A 17,571-nucleotide genomic window follows, 5' to 3' on the forward strand; every position below is an offset into this window, starting at 1 on the left:
CAAGGGGAAGGCAGATTATTATCGTAAGCAATTAGGGTAGAAAGAGGTGTAGAGATGTTAGAACAAATCATTCAAAGTCTTTTGATTATCGCAGCGATAGGACTGATTTTGCTTGTCCTTTACCAGATTGCGAAGATGCTTGGAAGCTTATTTGTCATTGGATTAATCGGATTTTTAGCCTTTACAGAAGTCTATGGGATTTACCTCTTTTTTACAGAAAGATACCTCTATGTCGAAGATTTAGCAACCAATGGAATTTTCAGCTTTACCACTTTCTATATTATTTTTAATCTTTTCCTTGTCTTTGGAATTGTTAGAAAAGTTATTAGAAGTAGGATGACATGATAAAAATAGGGTTACCTGAGTTCAGGTAGCCCTATTTTCATGAATGTATAAGCATTATAGTGACAAAGTTTTTAGTGTTAGCCAACAACGATAATAATAATTCCCTCAAAGAGTAGGAACAATAAAGGTAGTAGTTTTTGATTTTTCATGTGAAATACCTCACTTTTATTTTTTTTTATTTTATGCTAAAATGTTAAAAATAAAAAAATATTCCCATATATGCTTATTGGAGGTGTATGATGAAAAAATTTGGAGAAATTTTTAAAAAGTTTCGAGAATCTAGAGGATTACGATTAAAAGATGTCGCTAAGGCTGGTATATCAACGTCTCAACTCTCTCGCTTTGAGAAAGGGGAGACAGATTTAACCATTTCTAAGTTCATGCTTATCTTAGATGAAATCAACATGCCAATTGATGAATTTATGTATGCGGCTCATGATTTTCATAGAGATGAACTAAATGAACTTCTATCAAAGGTTCGACAGTTTGTATCTAATCGTGATGTTGAAGGCATGAAAAAGCTTCTATATTCACAGATGGAATCGGAGAATAAAAGGGGTAAATTTTATCAACTCAATATGATTTTATTGAAAATTCGTTTGCAAGATTTATCAGGAGAAGCTTATTATACTCAAAAGGATTTGGACGATTTAACCGACTATTTGTTTAGTGTGGAATATTGGGGATATTATGAATTGTTGATTTTTTCAAATACTTTAGATGTCCTAAAACATGATGTTTTCATGGTTTTGGCTAGAGAAATGTCTAGGAGTTCTGATTTCTATAAAGAAATTCCAAATAATAGACGATTAATCTCATCAATGTTATTAAATGGATATATCACATGTGTTGAGAGAGAAAAATTTCTGGATGCTCTGTATTTTGAAAAACAACTAAATCAATGCTTCTTCACTGAGACTGAAATTTATGAGCGATTGGTGTTTCAGTATGCACAACATCTGTATCACTATAAAAAAGAGAAGGATTGTAAAGCAATTATTGAAATGAGAAAGTGTATTGGAGCAATGAAATTGGCTGGAAGTAACCACTTAGCAAAGACTTATGAAGGACATTTAGAAAAAGTTTTATCTGAAAATAACTAGTCAGCAGATATGGGAAAGAAATTTAAAGTTTTTTCAGAGTGATATACTTAAAGCGTGATGAAGGAGGTTCCATAATGGAAATGTCGCCTTATGTTTTAAGTAAATCCCTATCAGATGGAAATGTTTATTACAACACAAAAAATAATCACTCCTTTTTTATAACCAACGAATTATTAAGGAAAATTGATTGTGATGATACTACAAGAAGTCAGTATAATGATTATCTAGAGTCTTGGCATTATCATCAAGAAGAAAATGAGCTACAAGATACGCTAGCGAGAATTAAAAACGAAGATGATAAGTTGCTAGAATTTACAATTCTAACTCATGGAGATTGCAACTTTAGATGTAAATATTGTTATGAAAAATTTGAAAATATTTCAATGTCTCCAGAAGTAGAAGATGCTATTGTAACGTTTGCGGATAAACTATTATCCGAGGGAAAGTTTGAGATATTTAGTGTTCAATGGTTTGGTGGAGAGCCCTTGCTTGGTTATAAAACAATAGTTCAGCTATCTGAGAGATTTTTAGAACTATGTTCGGTATATGATATTGAATATTTTTCTGTAATTACAACTAACGGTTATTTGTTAAATAAACGTATGTTTCAAAACTTAGTAGGAAAATGTAAAGTTACTGGTTATCAAATAACGGTTGATGGTGAGAAGAAGTTCCATGATAATCAACGTTTACTTAAAAATGGTGTAGGTTCTTATGATAGAATTTTCGCAAATTTAAAAATGATGGGGGCTAGTTCGTTACATTTTCATTGTACTATTCGATTTAATATTTCAAAAGAGAATGTTGAATCTATGGAGCACTTTCTAAAATTAGATGGTCTGGTATTCAGGGAAGATAGCAGATTTAGTCTTGCTTATCATAACATTGGGGATTGGGGGCAAGGAGAGCGAGCTGATGATTATTGTGTTGATATTCCAAATGGTGATTTCAGTTATTATTGTTCTCAACAGGCAATTTCTTTAGGATATAATATAGAATCCCCTCAAATAATGATGTCGAACAGTATAAATTGCTATGCTAATCGTAAATACCACTATATGTTCAACGTTAAAGGAGTAATTCAAAGCTGCACAGTAGCTCTGTACCATAAAGAAAATATTTTTGGAAGCGTTTTAACAGGTGTTGTTAACGAGAAGAAAAGGAATGATTGGCTCAAAGAGATTGAGATTGAGAGATGTAGCCAATGCCCTTATGTATTGCTTTGTAAATCAGGATATTGTCCTTTGGTAAGGATAAATCAAGAAAAATCTTGGGAAAGGTTGTGTCGACTATATAAAGAGCGCATACAAAAAGATTTTTCACTTTTTATCCTTAGTAAGTCCTATAACGATATCCTTGATATAAATTAATTTTTTGGAGGAACTAACAATGATTATAAAAGAAAATAAAAAATATGATCCTAAAGCATATCAGGTTGAAGTGAATGCTAGCTGTCCAAGAACAAACGGAAACTGCTAATTAGCATATAAAATAGTTAGCTATCCTTTCCTAGCTGACTATTTTATTTAATGGGAGCTTACTATGAAGTTATTATCTTATCTTGGGAAATTCCGTTATGTTGCCTTCGTGGTCTTTATATTAGGAGCTTTCTCTAGTATTTTACAATCGTTAGTGATTCAAAAAGTCATTGCGATTGATACGGTAACGGATTTTGAGTCACTCGGGAAAGTTTTTGTCGTGGGACTTTTGACCTATCTGCTTTTTTATGGTTTGGAGTTTGGTGCAGATGTCGTTTACGATGTGTCTTGTAAACGCATCATGTTGGTCTTACGAGATAAGTTGATGAGGACGCTCCTTTTATCTAGCGCGTTCACAGATCAGCATGAGACGACGAATTTTCTCAGCCAAGATTTAGAATTTTTCTATGATAGTTACGTGACTCAGGTCATGCGTTTGCCCAAAAATGGCATGATTTTCTTGGTTGTGTCGGTCTATTTAATCACCTTAAATCCCATTTTAGCGCTGCTGTTTATCTTAGGGTCTCTCTTACGCCCACTACCCCAAGTGTTTTTGAGTAAAGTGGCAGATGCTTTTGGACAAAAGCAGAGCGAGGAGCGAGAGCGTTCAATGGCTCTCATTATGGACTTTGTCAATGGTGGAAGCACCTTGTTACATCATCAAGCATTTGCAACGACCTATGGAAAATTGAAACATCAGGTACTGACTTATGAAACTGCCCGCCGAAATTATTATTACCTATCTAATTTCCTCTTTTTCTGTAATGGTTTGACACAGTTTTTAGGACGTGTGCTACCAATTGGAATTTATTTTTTATTCCCAAATGTTTTTGGTCATATTCCAGTATCATCTCTGGTTGCCATGTTTATCGCTTCAAATAGCCTGTCAAGTCCTCTTCAAAATATGATGTATGCCACTTTTGACATGCAAGCTGCTCATTCTATCAAGACAAAAATCTATAATCTAATGGATAAGGTTGTTAATGAGGAGGAAGTCTCCTATATTCCAGATTTTAAAGCTCTGATTTTGCAAAATATCACAAAATCCTATGGAGACAAGACTATTTTGAAAGATTTCTCCTACACCTTTGAAAAAGGGAAGAAATATCTCATCACGGGAGCTAGTGGACGAGGAAAAACCACCCTCTTAAATATCATTAAAGGTGAAGCTGTCGATTCAGGACAAGTCGCTCTTGTGACGGATGACAATCAGTTATTTAACTCTTATCAAGCGAATATTGGCATGGTCAGTCAGTCACCCTTTCTCTTTAATGGCACCTTGGAAGAAAATATCTGTCTAAATCAGACCTTTTCTCATGACGAGATGATTAGGGTGTTAAATCAAGTCCACCTGCTTGAAGAGCTACCAGACGGCTTAGACTCCAACATTGAAAATAACGGCAGCAATGTTTCAGGTGGTCAGCGAGTGCGCATAGAATTAGCACGCTTTTTACTGCGCCAGAAGGATGTTTTACTGCTTGACGAAGTGACAGCAGCACTTGATAAAGAGAATGCTCATCGTGTCAGAGAGTTGATTTTTTCACTGCCCATAACCATTATTGAAGTGGCTCATCATGTGGACGAAACAATCGTTTATGATGCTGTGATAGAGTTGTAGGTGATGAGATGTTTAAGTATTTTAATAAATTTTTAGTGACCTTAACCCTTATCGCCTGTATCTTAAACAGTTTTGTCTTTCTCATTGAACCCTTGATGACAGATAAAATCTTTGACCTTACAGCGTTAAATAGTCGTAAAGAAACATGGGGGTTTTTGGTCTATGGATTGACTCTCTACTTGCTCTTATATGCTGTCATGTTTATCGCTAATCTCTTGATCAATCAGATTATGACCATTGGCTGCGGTAACATTCGCCTTGATCTTTACAAGCGTTTGATATTGGGGCATCAGGAGATTGGGAAAGAACAGAAGATTTCCCTTTTAACACAAGATGTTGAATATTATCTCTGGAATCATATTAGTCCAAGTATTCTCCTTGTTGCACACATTAGTAATTTCCTATTACTTAGCATCTATCTCTTGGTAAAAAATATACCGATTGGTTTGCTGTTTATTGCCTGTTCCTTTATTTTCTTAGTTGTTCAACTGAGGATTAGTAAAATAGCAGAGCGAAAAGGGGACGAGCAAGCATCAGAGAGACAGAAATTACTGAGTTTAGTGAGCGATGCCGTTGTTGGAAGGCCAACGTTAGTTCAGAATCAAGCCCTTTCTTCTGGTCTTCAAAATGTTCAAAACCAGTCAACACGCTACGAAGATTCACGACAAACATTTGGAATTTATCAATCTTTCTTTGCCTTTTTAGCCAATCTGATGCTCTTTGTGTCTCAGTTTCTCCCAATCTTTTTAGGACTGGTACTCATAGCAGCAGGAACTAGCGTACAAGTGACAGATTTAATTGCCATGTTTATTGCAGCTACACGTCTGGAGCAGCCATTGATGAATATTGTTAACGATATTTTTAGGCTCAAAGGAGCAAAATCCATTTCTGACACATTTGACCAGATATTAGCTCAGCCTATTCCTAAAGAGCAGGAGCGGTCTCTTACAAATGAAGATTTTGAAGCTTTAGAATGCCATCAATTGACGAAATCCTTTGCAGGCAGAAGACTCTTTTCAAACCTCACTTATCGCTTTGACAAAGGGAAGAAATACCTCATTAAGGGTCCGAGTGGTTCTGGAAAATCAACGCTTTTTAAACTGATTTTACAGGAATTAAGTCCTGATGAGGGGGCTATTGACATGGTGCTTGATAATGGTCAGGTGACGACAGACTATCAGCAGCGTATCGGTCTCATTGCCCAGTCACCTTATCTCTTTAATGATAGCATTCGCTTTAATTTGACATTGGGAGCTGAGTTTTCTGATGAGCTATTATTAGAAAAGCTTGAGCAAGTTGGTTTGACAGCTGAGTTTGATAATATTTTAGACTATCAAATTGTTAATAATGGGGAAAATATTTCTGGGGGACAAAAGGTACGCCTTGAAATTGCACGAAATCTGATTAGACAAAAAGATGTGCTTCTTGCAGATGAAGTGACAGCTCCGTTGGATGCTCAAAATGCTAAGAATATCCGAAACCTACTGTTCAATTTACCAGTTACTGTTATTGAAATCGCCCATCACATTGATGATGACTTTATCTATGATAGTGAGATTGATTTGTCATATTATGAGAATTAAGGAGGAGCTACCACTCATTAGTGAGTGGTAGTTTTTCTTGTGATAACTTTTTCAAGTTCATCTTGTTATCATAGTGCTATCTTATGGAAAAAGGAGATAGCACTAGTGATGTTAAATAAAATGAAGGCTAGATTTTTGATTGGTTTTGGTGGTCTAGCAGTCACCAGCTTTATGGTGATGATGGGTTACACCATTGGTTCTCAGTCTGTCACCAATCACACGCAGAAACAAATCCAATCTGAGGCTCAAAAATTACTGACCAAAGAGAAAGAAAAAGAGAAGGCAAGTGTCCTCTCTGATGAGTTAGTCAAGGAATTTCTCACGCAATACTATACACGTCGAGGTAGTTAGTCTGCTGGTGAAAGGTTAGAAACCTTTGAACGAGAGCCTTATTAAAAGCCTTGGAGACAAGGCTTTTTTGCTTGGGGTGGGATAAGACTAGATTTTTTGATGTTATAACTTGATATAGTTGTGATATATTTTCATAAAATTTAGAAATATCAAATTGATTCTTAAAAGACGTGAGTGAGGGAATTGAACTGTACTCACTTTAAATTTTCTTCAGTATATAGATGGAGTACCATTTGTAGCTAAAAACATTGGGTAATTTAGACTTTAGCAACATATATTATATTAATGATAGTTTTGTGCTCGCTATTTTTTTCTAAATAAACATTAAAATGAAAGTGTTTTAATGATATAATGGGTTAAAAAAGTGGCTTCTAAATGTTAAAAGGTAAGCACTCATTTATAGTTTCAAAGGAAATGGCAACTACTATGAAAAAATTCTTGTTTTTTATTCTTTTTATTTTTTCACTTATTTTAACCAATATTACTGTTATAGCAAATCAAAATAACATTGACTACAATACTCTAAATTTGCTGACATTTAATGGGGAAAAGCAGACTGTTCTAGGTGAATTTGATACATTAGGTCGGGCAACTTCTGCTCATATCCAACTTCAGGACAAGGATGAGCCGAAAAAGCAGAGAGAACCTAAAATAAAATATAATCCAGTGGGCTGGCATAACTATAAAATGACTTATGGCAATAAGGGGAAGAAAGCGTGGCTTTTTAATAGGGCCCATCTTATTGGTTACCAGTTTAGTGGACTTACAGATGAAGGAAGAAACCTTGTCCAATTGACTGCTTGGTCAAACAGTGGTCAATATAAAGGGACGAATGATAAGAATATTGAAGGTATGCTATATTATGAGAAACGTTTGGATAGTTGGCTTGCTAACCATCCTCATTTTTGGCTAGATTACAAAGTAAGTCCCATATATTTCGGAGACGAATTGATACCTAGACAAGTTGTACTTCAATATGTGGGCCTTGATGAGTCTGGGAATCTGATTAGTATCAATCTAGGAAGTTCTAAAGAATCAGTTGATAGTTATGGAATTACTACTGTTGTTTTAGATAATTACTCGAAAAATGCCATAATAGATTATTTGAAAGGTACTGCAGTTCCATCACTAGTTCCAACAGAAGAAAAGAGTCACTCATCATCTTCTAGTTCTTCAATAATTGAATCACATTCGGTTGAGAATACACCTGCTACCCAACTTGTACCAGTTGTTTATATAGCTAGAAATGGAAATGCTGATGTATATTGGTATTCCAAAGACAACATGCCAGCGAACACCAATTTTTCAAGAGTGATTGAAATGACTGAAGAAGCTGCACTTAACTTAGGGAAGCGTCATACAACTAAAGAATAAGTAGCGCATTCAATTTTTGGCACCCTTTACTACTAAGTTTATCTGACCACGATTTTAAAAAAACATTTGATAAAAATGAGGTATGACTTATGAAAGATAACATTACCTACTTTGAAGCAAGTGTTGGAGGTTTTCATGAACCGCCAATCCATGTGACAGTAGACTTTCTAAGGAATACTGTGACTTATATCAATGCTTCGGAATGGGAACTGGATACGATTATTCTTCAGTCAAGCAAAAGGAAAATGAGCCAGTTTTTGAATGAACTCAAAAAGTGTCATCTTTTTGACTGGGATATCAACTATCCTAATTATCTGAGCATAGTAGATGGCAGTTGGTGGAAGTGTCAGTATGTTATCGATGGTAAAACTATTGTAAAATCAGGAGAAAATAATTTTCCTGATGAGTGGGAAAGATTTTGTATCATTGTGTCAAAGTTGACAGGAAAAGAGTTCTCTTAAATCGTTAGTTCTAGTTTGAAGGGTACTATTTTTAAACAGTTTTCAAATCACACCCTTCATTTTTATTAGATGAACTATGTAAGAGGTAATGGTAAAAGATTAAAAAGAATAGACTGGAGTGGAAATATATGGGGGACATTATTAATATTGACAGTAAAAATGAAATGGGTGACATTACTGATGGTTATAATATAGTTGAACTAACGGAGGGAATGTTGGCAAAAGCCAGAGCAGATATTTCTAATAGTAGTGCTACTTTAAGAAGAACCAGCGCCTCTTATTTCTTTCTTAGATCGCTTGGTTTATAACCAAATGTGTCCTCAAATTTTTTATAGAAAAATGTTCTATTGGAAAAACCAGTCAACTGAGCGATTTCCTGGATTGGCAATTGAGTTGATGAGATGAGAAGTTTTGCTTGATTCAGGCGTTTGTAATGCAATAACTGGGTAAACGTTTGCCCACTGCGTTCTTTAACAAGGTTACTTAAATAATTTTTATTGAAATTTAAGCGATCAGCAGCACTCTGAAGCGTTAATTCTTGGTATTCATGCTCAATTAAATTTAGGAGTTTGGTATAGGGGTCATTTGTTTTTTCTAGGATAGCTTCTTGGTTGACTTCAGACAAAGTTCTGGCTAGATGATACATTAGAATTGATAAATAATGATCAATCATTTTATCAGAAAAATCACTTGGAAAGAAATATTCTGTTAAGAGTTGCTGCAAAACCGGGAGTACCGCCTTGGTTTTTTCTTTTGGAAAAATCGCAAAGTTGCTGACTTTAGACTGATCGATTGAAGCGTTTAAGAGCAAGTCATAAATGATACTATTGTGACTTTGAAGCTGAGTCAGCCAATCTAGAGAAATTTCCTTGTTGCGAAAAAGGATGTTAATCAAAATATCCTCCTCACCAAGCGCTTTAATGGATTGGGTGCTTTCGTTGTCCATAAGAATGATGTCACCTGCTTGAAAGTGGTAGGTTTTACCATTTATGGTTTGCTGACAATTTCCGTGGTAGATATAATTGATCTCTAAAAATTGGTGGGAGTGAGTCGGATAATCTGCAAAGCGACTGTGTTTACTGATATAGACGTCCTTATTGGTACCAAAAATTTGTTGGCTAATGACAGGAATTTGGTTCTGACTAGAGGTTTTTAATTCTGGAAAGTCAGCCACAAAGTCTTTTTCTTTAAGTTGAGTAATTTCGTGAGAACTGTGGGAAAAGAGGAGTTGATCAAGTGATGTCATAAACATAGCACCTTTCTTTTGAAATAAGAAAATCATTATCGAGGCGTGTGATCTCAATCTAGTGCATTGAGTTCGTATAAAGTCCCAAATAGGTTTTGTAAAGAAAGCTAATACCTAATAGGGAAATAGCAAGGGAACCATGTTCTCACGAAGAACATAGAATTCCTAGCCCTAGCGATTGCTATTTGGCAAACCTGTATATTTGATACAAAAGGGATGTATATTAGATATTGTACCACAAGTCAAAAAAGAGTTAAATAGAAGTATCATAAGACAAGAAAAAATGAGGTGACTGATGAGCTTTCATGTTGCAGTAGATATAGGTGCATCAAGTGGCCGTGTCATGCTGGCTACGCTTGATAATTACAAGAAGCTTGATTTACAAGAAATGCATCGCTTCAAAAATGAAATTCAATTCGTTAATGGCCATTACCGCTGGGATATTGATTATCTTTTTGAGGAAATCCTGACAGGACTATCCAAGATCAGGGCGGTAGGTGTAAAGAGCTGTACCTTAGGAATTGACACATGGGCAGTGGATTACTGTTTGCTGGATAAGTCCGGTCATCTCTTGGATCAACCGATTGCTTATCGGGATGAGCGGACAGATGGGGCCATGGAGGAATTCTTTGAAAAAATACCTGCTGAAACCATTTATGCCAAAACAGGGATTCAGTTTCTTAAATTCAATACGCTCTATCAATTGTTCCGTGAGGACAAGGCTCTATTAGAGAAAACGGACCAAATCCTGATGGTGCCGGACTACTTGGCCTATCGCTTGACAGGAATCAATACGCTTGAGGTAACCAATGCTTCAACGACCCAGTTTATGGATGTGAACTCAGAAGATCTGGACGCTGACTTACTCGCTGCCATAGGTGTTCCACGAGAGAAATTCCCACCAGTGATTCAGTCTGGGCAAGTTATTGGATCCCTTTTAGAAGAATTGAAAACTTCTTATGATTTGCCTGCTTGCCAAGTCATAGCGGTAGCGACCCATGATACAGCTTCTGCTGTAGTAGGTGTCCCATCAACGGCAGACCAACCGGCTTATATTTCGAGTGGGACCTGGTCTTTGATAGGGGTGGAAAACCGTCTCCCTATTGCGACCCCAAATGCCTTTGAACAAAATTATACCAATGAGCGGGGAGCTTATCAAACTTATCGTTTCCTCAAAAACATCACGGGGATGTGGGCAGTTCAAGAAATTGCTCGGATGCTGGATTACCAATATAGTTACGCTGAGATGGCGCAGGCAGCCTACCAAGTTGAACCTTATTTGCAGTATATCAATCTCAACGATGACCGTTTTACCAAACCGGAGAATATGATAACCGAAATTCAGGCAGCTTGCCGAGAAACTGGTCAAATCGTACCGGAATCGGTTGGGGAATTAACCATGTGTGTCTACTCCAACTTGGCCCTCTTATACGCCCATGAATGGAAGGTTATGCAAGAGTTGACGGGTGAGACCTTTGAAGCCCTACACATTGTGGGTGGTGGCTCCAATGTCAAACTCCTCAATCAACTGACGGCTGATGTTATCGGAAAACCTGTCATTGCGGGACCAGGAGAAGCCACTGCTATAGGCAACCTCATGGTTCAATTGATTGCAGAAGGTCAGTTTGCTGACCTTAAAGAAGCTAGAAGCTGGTTACAGGAACAATTTGACTATGAGCGCTATGAGCCAAAAGATATTTCAGCGCGTGATCATCTCTTAACCTTTAGGCAACAAACCCTATCTTAAGTCATTAGTAGAAAGGACTATACCATGACAACTATTGCAGAACGCTACGCTTTAGCCAAAGCCAAATACGCAGAACTCGGTGTCGATACAGATGACGCCCTCAAAGCCCTCCAGGACATCAAAATCTCGATGCACTGCTGGCAAGGAGACGATGTCAAAGGGTTCCTCAATCCAACAGGTGAAACCACTGGTGGGATTATGTCTACAGGAAACTATCCTGGGGTTGCACATACACCAGATCAACTTCGAGCAGACCTTGAAAAAGCTTACTCACTTATCCCAGGAAAGCACAAACTTAACCTTCACGCCATTTACTTAGATACAGATGAATCCGTTGATTTAGACCAAATCGAGCCAAAGCACTTTGAAAAATGGGTGGCATGGGCTAAGGAACAAGGCCTCGGGCTTGACTTCAACCCAACCTTCTTCTCACACCCAATGATGAAAGATGGGATGACCCTCTCTCATCCTGATAAAGCGGTTCGTGATTACTGGATTGAACACGGGAAACGTAGCCGTAAGGTTGCGGAATACTTTGGTAAAGAAATCGGCCAAACCTGCTACACCAATTTCTGGGTGCCAGATGGTTTTAAAGATAATCCAGTTGACCGTTTGTCACCACGCAAACGCCTGATGGAATCACTAGATGAAATCTTCTCTGTTGAGATTGACGAAGCCTACAATGTGGACACGGTAGAAAGCAAACTGTTTGGACTAGGGGCAGAAGCCTATACAGTTGGCTCCCATGAGTTTTACATGGGTTACGGCTTGACCCGTAACAAGGCTATCTTGCTAGATGCTGGTCACTTCCATCCGACAGAAGTGATTTCAAACAAACTATCTTCCCTTTCCCTCTTTAGTGAAAAAGCCTTGATGCTACACGTCTCTCGTCCGGTTCGTTGGGATTCAGACCACGTGGTTATCATGGATGATGAGTTGCAAGATATTGCTAAAGAAATCGTCCGCAACAACCTCTTGGATAAAACAGTGATTGGTTTGGACTTCTTTGATGGAACAATCAACCGGATTGCTGCTTGGGTAATCGGAACACGCAATACGCAAAAAGCACTCTTGAAAGCACTCTTGGAACCAACTGCTCAACTAAAAGAAATGGAAAATGACTTTGATTTCACAAGCCGGTTGGCTTACACAGAGGAACTCAAAGATTTCCCTTACAGCGATGTTTGGAATTACTTCTGTGAACAAAACGGTGTTCCAGTCGGCCTTGATTGGCTCAAAGACGTGCGTGCCTACGAAGAAAAAGTCTTGGCAGAACGTGCTTAAGTCTTACATTTTTAAATAACTAGAAAGAAAGGAAGGTAAGGGTGTGTCGAGCATTTGAGCTCGGGTTAAAAGCATCGGAAAAAAGATAGCCCTCCCTGTGGTTTACCACAGTCTCGGTCTCCTGTTTTTCTCTCGCTTTCTTAACACCCTTAGCATCATAATTATGTCTAAATTTGTTGATTCTCCTTATGTGTTGAATATGCGTGAAGTGACGCGTGAGTCTTACAATCGGTATTGGGATGAACGCAACGGTGGAAATGTGTCCTACCGTCTCCTTGCAGAAGAAGTAGAGGTTTATGAGGATGTGAAGGACATCAAAGCCACCTATGAGCTCGGCTTTGATGCTTCTGCGATTGCTGGTTTTTATTACTTGGTGACAGGTACCGGTCGCTATTTCCGTAATGTTTATAGCCGTCCAACACTTGACCTTGGTCTGGTTAAAATTTCAGAAGATGGCCAAAGCTATGACATCGTTTGGGGCTTTGAAGATGGAGGCAAACCAACCTCTGAATTCCCAAGTCACTTGATGAGCCATATCGAACGCCTTAAAGTCAACCCAAATCAACGTGTTGTCTTCCATTGTCATCCAACGAACTTGATTGCCATGAGCTTTACTCAACCTTTGGACGAGCGTCATTTGTCACGCATCCTTTGGAAAATGCAGGCAGAATCCATTGTTGTCTTTCCAGAAGGACTTGGTGTTATTCCTTACATGACACCTGGAACCAATGACATTGGCGTCAAAACATCTGAGAAAATGGCAGAGTTCCAAGCAGTGCTTTGGCCACACCATGGCCTATTTGCTTCTGGTGTTACGCTTGATGAGACTTATGGTTTGGTTGAAGTGATTGAAAAAGCAGCCATGATTTTCTCTCAAGTTGGTGCTCAAGGTGGCGTTATTAAGCAAGAAATCACAGATCAAGAATTGCAAGAAATTGCAGAATTCTTCGGTATGACCCCACATGAAGGGTTCCTTGATTTATAAAAAAGGTAACTTGTGTGAAAGCACAAGTTGACCTTTAAACCATCAAGTGAATTAATTAACAAATTATTGTTTTTTCCTTTGAATTTTGGGGAATAAGGGATTATAATTAATATAGTGAAAAAAATAACAATATAAAAGGAGTTTCTTATGTCAGTATTTTACGTACCAGCAGTTAACCTCATTGGCAAAGGTGTTATCAACGAATTCGGTGACCATGTCAAAGAATTGGGCTTCAAAAAAGCCTTGTTGGTGACAGACCACTTTATCGCTTCAAGCGACATTTTGCCTAAAGTAACAGCACCACTTGATACAGCAGGAATTGGCTATGTGGTCTTTGAAGATGTCGATCCAAACCCCTCTTGCAAAAATGTCTATGATGGTTTGGCAGTCTTGAAGGAAAACGATTGCGACTTTATCTTATCAGTCGGTGGCGGTTCTCCTCAAGATGCGGCAAGCTGTATTTCCATCATGGCGACCAACGGTGGTACACCTCAAGATTATGAGGGATTGCATAAATCCAAAGAAAAAGGGCTTCCAGTTGTGGCCATCAATACGACAGCAGGAACATCAGCAGAAATTACCATTAACTATGTCATCACTGATGAAGAGCGGAAGGTAAAGATGGTGATGGTGGACAAAAATAGCTTGGCCATCATGTCTGTCAATGACCCAGAGCTCATGCTCTCAAAACCAGCTGACTTAACGGCAGCAACAGGTATGGATGCTTTAACCCATGCCATTGAAGCCTTGGTGACACCAGGAGCTTACGGGGTAACCAAGAAATTATCCATCGGTGCGATTGAACTCATCAAAGAATTCCTACCACGTGCTGTTAAAGATGGGCAAGACATTGAAGCGCGCGAAGCTATGGTTAATGCTATCTTCCTTGGTGGTATGGCCTTCAACAATGCCGGTCTTGGTTATGTGCACTCAATGGCCCATCAACTTGGGGCTGTTTACCACTTGCCTCACGGAGTTTGCTGTGCCATGCTCCTTCCAATTATTGAGCGTGAAAATGCTAAACGCGTTCCAGCGGCCTTCCGTGATGTGGCCAAAGCGCTTGGATTGGTTACAGATGGCAAAACAGATGAAGAATGTGCAGACTATGCGATTGCTGAAATTGAAAACCTTTCTGCAACCGTTGGTATTCCTAAGAAACTGACTGAATTAGATATCAAAGAAGAAGAATTCGACTTTGAATACCTGTCTAAAAATGCCTTGATTGATGCCTGTGCACCAGGCAACCCATTCATGCCAACGCTGGAAGAAACCATTGCCTTTTATAAAGAGTTGTTCTAAGAAGGCGATTGCTATCTTTGATTTAAGAACATTTATTACAATGTGTTAAGTTAATGTTATTTTTTAGAAAAAAAGTTAATAAAATGTAACAAAAAAATACCCAAAAATTTAAAAAAAGTCTTATCATTTCTTGACTTTAGCTTTTTTTAAGAATATAATAATATACAAGGAGTTTTGTAAAAACTTCAAAAAAATAAGGGATTCTTTAAAGGAGAATAAAAATGAAAAAGAATAAATTTCTTTTGGCATCAATGGCTGTTTTAGCGTCAGCAACTATTGGTGTTCACGGTGTTTCAGCTGATGAGTTGAGCGATGCGAAAGCAGAGGCTATATCAGCCATCAGTGCATTGACAAATTTACCACAAGATCGTAAAGATGCATATATTCGTAACATATCTAGGGATACTATAACAAATGTAAATTATGTCAGGAACTTGATTAAAGTTGCTACTGAGGAAGATTTTGATTCTCCTGCGGTAGTAAAACCTGAAGTTAATGAAGAAGAGTATAAACCTACAGAACCAGTTGATTTAACATCAACAACTAAAGATACTTATTATTTAGTTATTGAAGGAATTACAACTTCTGGTGAAACAACATATCGTGCTTTATCTGCTGCCGATGCTGAAGCTTACTTCCGTAATTATGCAAACGACAATGGAGTCACAAGCAATACTGTATGGTCATTTGATGAGTCAACAAACACTTTCACTGTTAAAGAATTGAATACTGCGCCAGATGATGCTGAAATTATTTCGGACCTTGACCCAGAAGTAATCGAAGAAGGAACTGGTGAAGAGTACATCGAAGATGATACTGTAACTGAAGTTGGTGTTGTTGAAGATAACTATCCAGAAGTAATTGAAAAAGACTTAACTGAAGCTGACAAGCCAGAATTAAGCTTGTTCAGACTTAATGTTAAAACTTCTGATACAACTATCTATACAGAGTTTAAAGCAGTTGATGCAATGACTGCTGAAATGTACTTCCGTAACTATGTAAATGAAAATGGTTTGGGTGATTTAGAGTGGACATTTGATGAATCAGTTAACCTCTTTATCGCGACTGAAAAAGGACCTGATTCTGAATGGGTTGACGAATTGGATCCAACAAAACCAGATACACCAGACTCAGATTGGGTTGATCCATTTGATGGAAAAGTGATTGAAAAGGATTTAACTCCAAAAGAAGGCTCAAAAGATCCAGTTGTAGTTCCTGCTAAGCCAGATCAAAAAGTTGTTGAAAAAGATGTTACACCAAAATCTGATTCTACAACTACAGCAGATGATAAAAAAGCTGTAGCTGATAAAGCTACTGAATCTAAGGCAGCAACTGAAACTAAGAAAGAAAAAGTTCTTCCAACAACTGGTGATTCTACTCATCCATTCTTCACTGTAGCTGCTCTTGCAGTTATTGCTGGTGCAGGTATGATGGTTGTTTCATCAAAACGTAAAGAAAATTAATTTTCAGTAATTATTATAAGGGCTTTTTGTCAACCGTAGTGGGTTGGTGAAAAGCTAATATGTGGAGAGAACCAAAATGGTTCTCTCTTTTTTCTTTTTTAAGGGCTCCATAATCTCCATAGGGGAGTGCTACCTGCTATAGAAACTATGTGGAAACTATAGAGCCAAAAAAGCTGGATCTGATCCAGCTTTTTTCTATGGGGAATTAACTCATTTAGTTGTTTTCTATTGAACAATTTTGCGGTATTGCTTTGGAGTCATAGACATTTGTTTTTTAAAAAGCCTGTGAAAATGACTCTCGCTTTGGTATCCTGATTGTTCAGCTACTTGGTGTATCGTCAGTTGAGTCTCAAGTAATAGTTGGCGAGCCTTGTCCAACTTAGCTTGGGCGATATGATATGAGATTGTCTGTCCTGTCTGTTGACGAATGTGCCTAGATAGGTGTCCCTGGCTATAACTCATCTGTTGTGACAACTGGTGTTGGGTAATCGTCGGAGCACCATTTTTTATTAAATGAAGACAATCTTTAGTCAGTTGATCAAAGGTGTTTTGGTGTGGTTGAGTTTGATTTAAGATGCCATGTAAAACAATTATGAAGTGAGCGATGGTGATGAGTGTTGGACGATAGGCGTTTTTATAATAATCTAGAATAAAGGTTTTAAGGTTAAGAACGAGTTCTTCATTCAATACAGTAGATTCAAGAATCAATGGCTTTTGGAAAACATTATTTGAAAAATGAGGATCTAACTCTGTTATTTTTTGAAATAAACTAGGATGGACAAGTACGTTGACAACAGTTGCTGGCTCATTATCAATAGGTGTGATTAAGTGGGATTCTTCGATAGGAATAACACAAAGACTATTGCGTTCTAAAACATGAGTCGTTTCAGATGTGAGGTGAAACAGACGGCCCTCAAGAATGTAGAGGAGTTCAATATAATCATGATTGTGCCACTGGGATGGGTAGGTCATTTGGTGAGAAGCAATGGCCAATTGAGCTTCTTGGGGAAGTTGTAGTGTTTCTAGCAAATCTTTGAAACATATTTGGCTGGATGCCTGGTGTATTTGATTAAAGGGTAAGACAGTCTCATCAACGATTAAATAGTTTTTGAGGTTTTCTAATAGTTGAAAATCCGGATCAAGAGAAGGCAGGTTCCAAGTCATTTTAGCTGATTTCACTTTCATAAAATACAATTTTTATATCATATTATCACAGTTTTCTGTTTTAAACAAG

Annotated in this window: 15 protein-coding genes and 1 pseudogene; 14 read left to right on the forward strand and 2 right to left on the reverse strand. The window is 37.7% G+C overall.

Annotation, left to right across the window (positions count from 1 at the left end; genetic code table 11):
- Positions 1-54: 54 nt before the first annotated feature.
- The 9 genes and pseudogenes from J2S23_RS08660 (at position 55) to J2S23_RS08700 (ending at position 8,621) form a co-directional block, all read left to right on the forward strand.
- A complete protein-coding gene (locus tag J2S23_RS08660) occupies positions 55-345 on the forward strand; it encodes a DUF5966 family protein (protein ID WP_307122326.1) in 291 nt (96 codons plus the stop codon).
- A gap of 239 nt (positions 346-584) precedes the next feature.
- Positions 585-1,448 carry a helix-turn-helix domain-containing protein gene (locus J2S23_RS08665; protein ID WP_307122327.1) on the forward strand — a complete coding sequence of 288 codons (864 nt, stop codon included), beginning with the start codon at positions 585-587 and terminating at the stop codon, positions 1,446-1,448.
- Between the two features lie 74 nt (positions 1,449-1,522).
- On the forward strand, positions 1,523-2,818 hold the full coding sequence (locus J2S23_RS08670; RefSeq protein WP_307122328.1) for a radical SAM/SPASM domain-containing protein: 1,296 nt from the start codon (positions 1,523-1,525) through the stop codon (positions 2,816-2,818).
- 172 nt (positions 2,819-2,990) lie between these two features.
- On the forward strand, positions 2,991-4,544 hold the full coding sequence (locus J2S23_RS08675) for an ATP-binding cassette domain-containing protein (RefSeq protein WP_307122329.1): 1,554 nt from the start codon (positions 2,991-2,993) through the stop codon (positions 4,542-4,544).
- An 8-nt stretch (positions 4,545-4,552) separates the two neighbouring features.
- A complete protein-coding gene (locus J2S23_RS08680; protein ID WP_307122330.1) occupies positions 4,553-6,127 on the forward strand; it encodes an ATP-binding cassette domain-containing protein in 1,575 nt (524 codons plus the stop codon).
- A 108-nt stretch (positions 6,128-6,235) separates the two neighbouring features.
- Positions 6,236-6,466, forward strand: a pseudogene (locus tag J2S23_RS08685) (peptidylprolyl isomerase); the annotation flags it as partial.
- A gap of 438 nt (positions 6,467-6,904) precedes the next feature.
- The gene (locus J2S23_RS08690; protein ID WP_370868708.1) at positions 6,905-7,852 is read left to right on the forward strand and encodes a DNA/RNA non-specific endonuclease; all 948 of its coding nucleotides are present in this window, start codon (positions 6,905-6,907) and stop codon (positions 7,850-7,852) included.
- A gap of 89 nt (positions 7,853-7,941) precedes the next feature.
- Positions 7,942-8,313: a hypothetical protein gene (locus J2S23_RS08695; RefSeq protein ID WP_307122332.1), complete on the forward strand. Its 372-nt coding sequence runs from the start codon at positions 7,942-7,944 to the stop codon at positions 8,311-8,313.
- A 128-nt stretch (positions 8,314-8,441) separates the two neighbouring features.
- Positions 8,442-8,621, forward strand: a complete 180-nt coding sequence (locus tag J2S23_RS08700; protein ID WP_307122333.1) for a hypothetical protein — start codon at positions 8,442-8,444, stop codon at positions 8,619-8,621.
- Here the strand turns inward: J2S23_RS08700 and J2S23_RS08705 are convergent.
- Positions 8,591-9,559 (reverse strand): AraC family transcriptional regulator, encoded by a 969-nt coding sequence (locus J2S23_RS08705; RefSeq protein ID WP_307122334.1) that lies wholly within the window; start codon positions 9,557-9,559, stop codon positions 8,591-8,593. The two genes, J2S23_RS08700 and J2S23_RS08705, sit on opposite strands and share 31 nt — an antisense overlap.
- Before the next feature lie 295 nt (positions 9,560-9,854).
- On the opposite strand from J2S23_RS08705, the gene rhaB reads away from it, so the two are divergent.
- The 5 genes from rhaB (at position 9,855) to J2S23_RS08730 (ending at position 16,337) form a co-directional block, all read left to right on the forward strand.
- Positions 9,855-11,306 carry a rhamnulokinase gene (rhaB, locus tag J2S23_RS08710; protein ID WP_307122335.1) on the forward strand — a complete coding sequence of 484 codons (1,452 nt, stop codon included), beginning with the start codon at positions 9,855-9,857 and terminating at the stop codon, positions 11,304-11,306.
- A gap of 24 nt (positions 11,307-11,330) precedes the next feature.
- The gene (gene rhaA, locus J2S23_RS08715; protein WP_307122336.1) at positions 11,331-12,590 is read left to right on the forward strand and encodes an L-rhamnose isomerase; all 1,260 of its coding nucleotides are present in this window, start codon (positions 11,331-11,333) and stop codon (positions 12,588-12,590) included.
- Between the two features lie 163 nt (positions 12,591-12,753).
- Positions 12,754-13,575 (forward strand): rhamnulose-1-phosphate aldolase, encoded by an 822-nt coding sequence (gene rhaD, locus J2S23_RS08720; RefSeq protein ID WP_307122337.1) that lies wholly within the window; start codon positions 12,754-12,756, stop codon positions 13,573-13,575.
- A 147-nt stretch (positions 13,576-13,722) separates the two neighbouring features.
- Positions 13,723-14,874 carry an iron-containing alcohol dehydrogenase gene (locus J2S23_RS08725; RefSeq protein WP_307122338.1) on the forward strand — a complete coding sequence of 384 codons (1,152 nt, stop codon included), beginning with the start codon at positions 13,723-13,725 and terminating at the stop codon, positions 14,872-14,874.
- A gap of 221 nt (positions 14,875-15,095) precedes the next feature.
- Positions 15,096-16,337 (forward strand): LPXTG cell wall anchor domain-containing protein, encoded by a 1,242-nt coding sequence (locus tag J2S23_RS08730; protein WP_307122339.1) that lies wholly within the window; start codon positions 15,096-15,098, stop codon positions 16,335-16,337.
- Positions 16,338-16,562: 225 nt separating this feature from the next.
- Here the strand turns inward: J2S23_RS08730 and J2S23_RS08735 are convergent, their stop codons facing one another.
- Complete coding sequence (locus J2S23_RS08735; protein WP_307122340.1) at positions 16,563-17,522, reverse strand: helix-turn-helix transcriptional regulator; 960 nt, start codon at positions 17,520-17,522, stop codon at positions 16,563-16,565.
- Positions 17,523-17,571: the final 49 nt, after the last annotated feature.

The sequence above is a fragment of the Streptococcus moroccensis genome (assembly GCF_030812835.1).
GTDB classification, from domain to species: domain Bacteria; phylum Bacillota; class Bacilli; order Lactobacillales; family Streptococcaceae; genus Streptococcus; species Streptococcus moroccensis.

Bases quoted from the DNA above. Each gene is read 5' to 3' on its own strand.
- J2S23_RS08660 (WP_307122326.1), top strand. From the start codon at position 55: ATGTTAGAACAAATCATTCAAAGTCTTTTGATTATCGCAGCGATAGGA.
- J2S23_RS08665 (WP_307122327.1), top strand. From the start codon at position 585: ATGAAAAAATTTGGAGAAATTTTTAAAAAGTTTCGAGAATCTAGAGGA.
- J2S23_RS08670 (WP_307122328.1), top strand. From the start codon at position 1,523: ATGGAAATGTCGCCTTATGTTTTAAGTAAATCCCTATCAGATGGAAAT.
- J2S23_RS08675 (WP_307122329.1), top strand. From the start codon at position 2,991: ATGAAGTTATTATCTTATCTTGGGAAATTCCGTTATGTTGCCTTCGTG.
- J2S23_RS08680 (WP_307122330.1), top strand. From the start codon at position 4,553: ATGTTTAAGTATTTTAATAAATTTTTAGTGACCTTAACCCTTATCGCC.
- J2S23_RS08690 (WP_370868708.1), top strand. From the start codon at position 6,905: ATGAAAAAATTCTTGTTTTTTATTCTTTTTATTTTTTCACTTATTTTA.
- J2S23_RS08695 (WP_307122332.1), top strand. From the start codon at position 7,942: ATGAAAGATAACATTACCTACTTTGAAGCAAGTGTTGGAGGTTTTCAT.
- J2S23_RS08700 (WP_307122333.1), top strand. From the start codon at position 8,442: ATGGGGGACATTATTAATATTGACAGTAAAAATGAAATGGGTGACATT.
- J2S23_RS08705 (WP_307122334.1), bottom strand. From the start codon at position 9,559: ATGACATCACTTGATCAACTCCTCTTTTCCCACAGTTCTCACGAAATT.
- rhaB (WP_307122335.1), top strand. From the start codon at position 9,855: ATGAGCTTTCATGTTGCAGTAGATATAGGTGCATCAAGTGGCCGTGTC.
- rhaA (WP_307122336.1), top strand. From the start codon at position 11,331: ATGACAACTATTGCAGAACGCTACGCTTTAGCCAAAGCCAAATACGCA.
- rhaD (WP_307122337.1), top strand. From the start codon at position 12,754: ATGTCTAAATTTGTTGATTCTCCTTATGTGTTGAATATGCGTGAAGTG.
- J2S23_RS08725 (WP_307122338.1), top strand. From the start codon at position 13,723: ATGTCAGTATTTTACGTACCAGCAGTTAACCTCATTGGCAAAGGTGTT.
- J2S23_RS08730 (WP_307122339.1), top strand. From the start codon at position 15,096: ATGAAAAAGAATAAATTTCTTTTGGCATCAATGGCTGTTTTAGCGTCA.
- J2S23_RS08735 (WP_307122340.1), bottom strand. From the start codon at position 17,522: ATGAAAGTGAAATCAGCTAAAATGACTTGGAACCTGCCTTCTCTTGAT.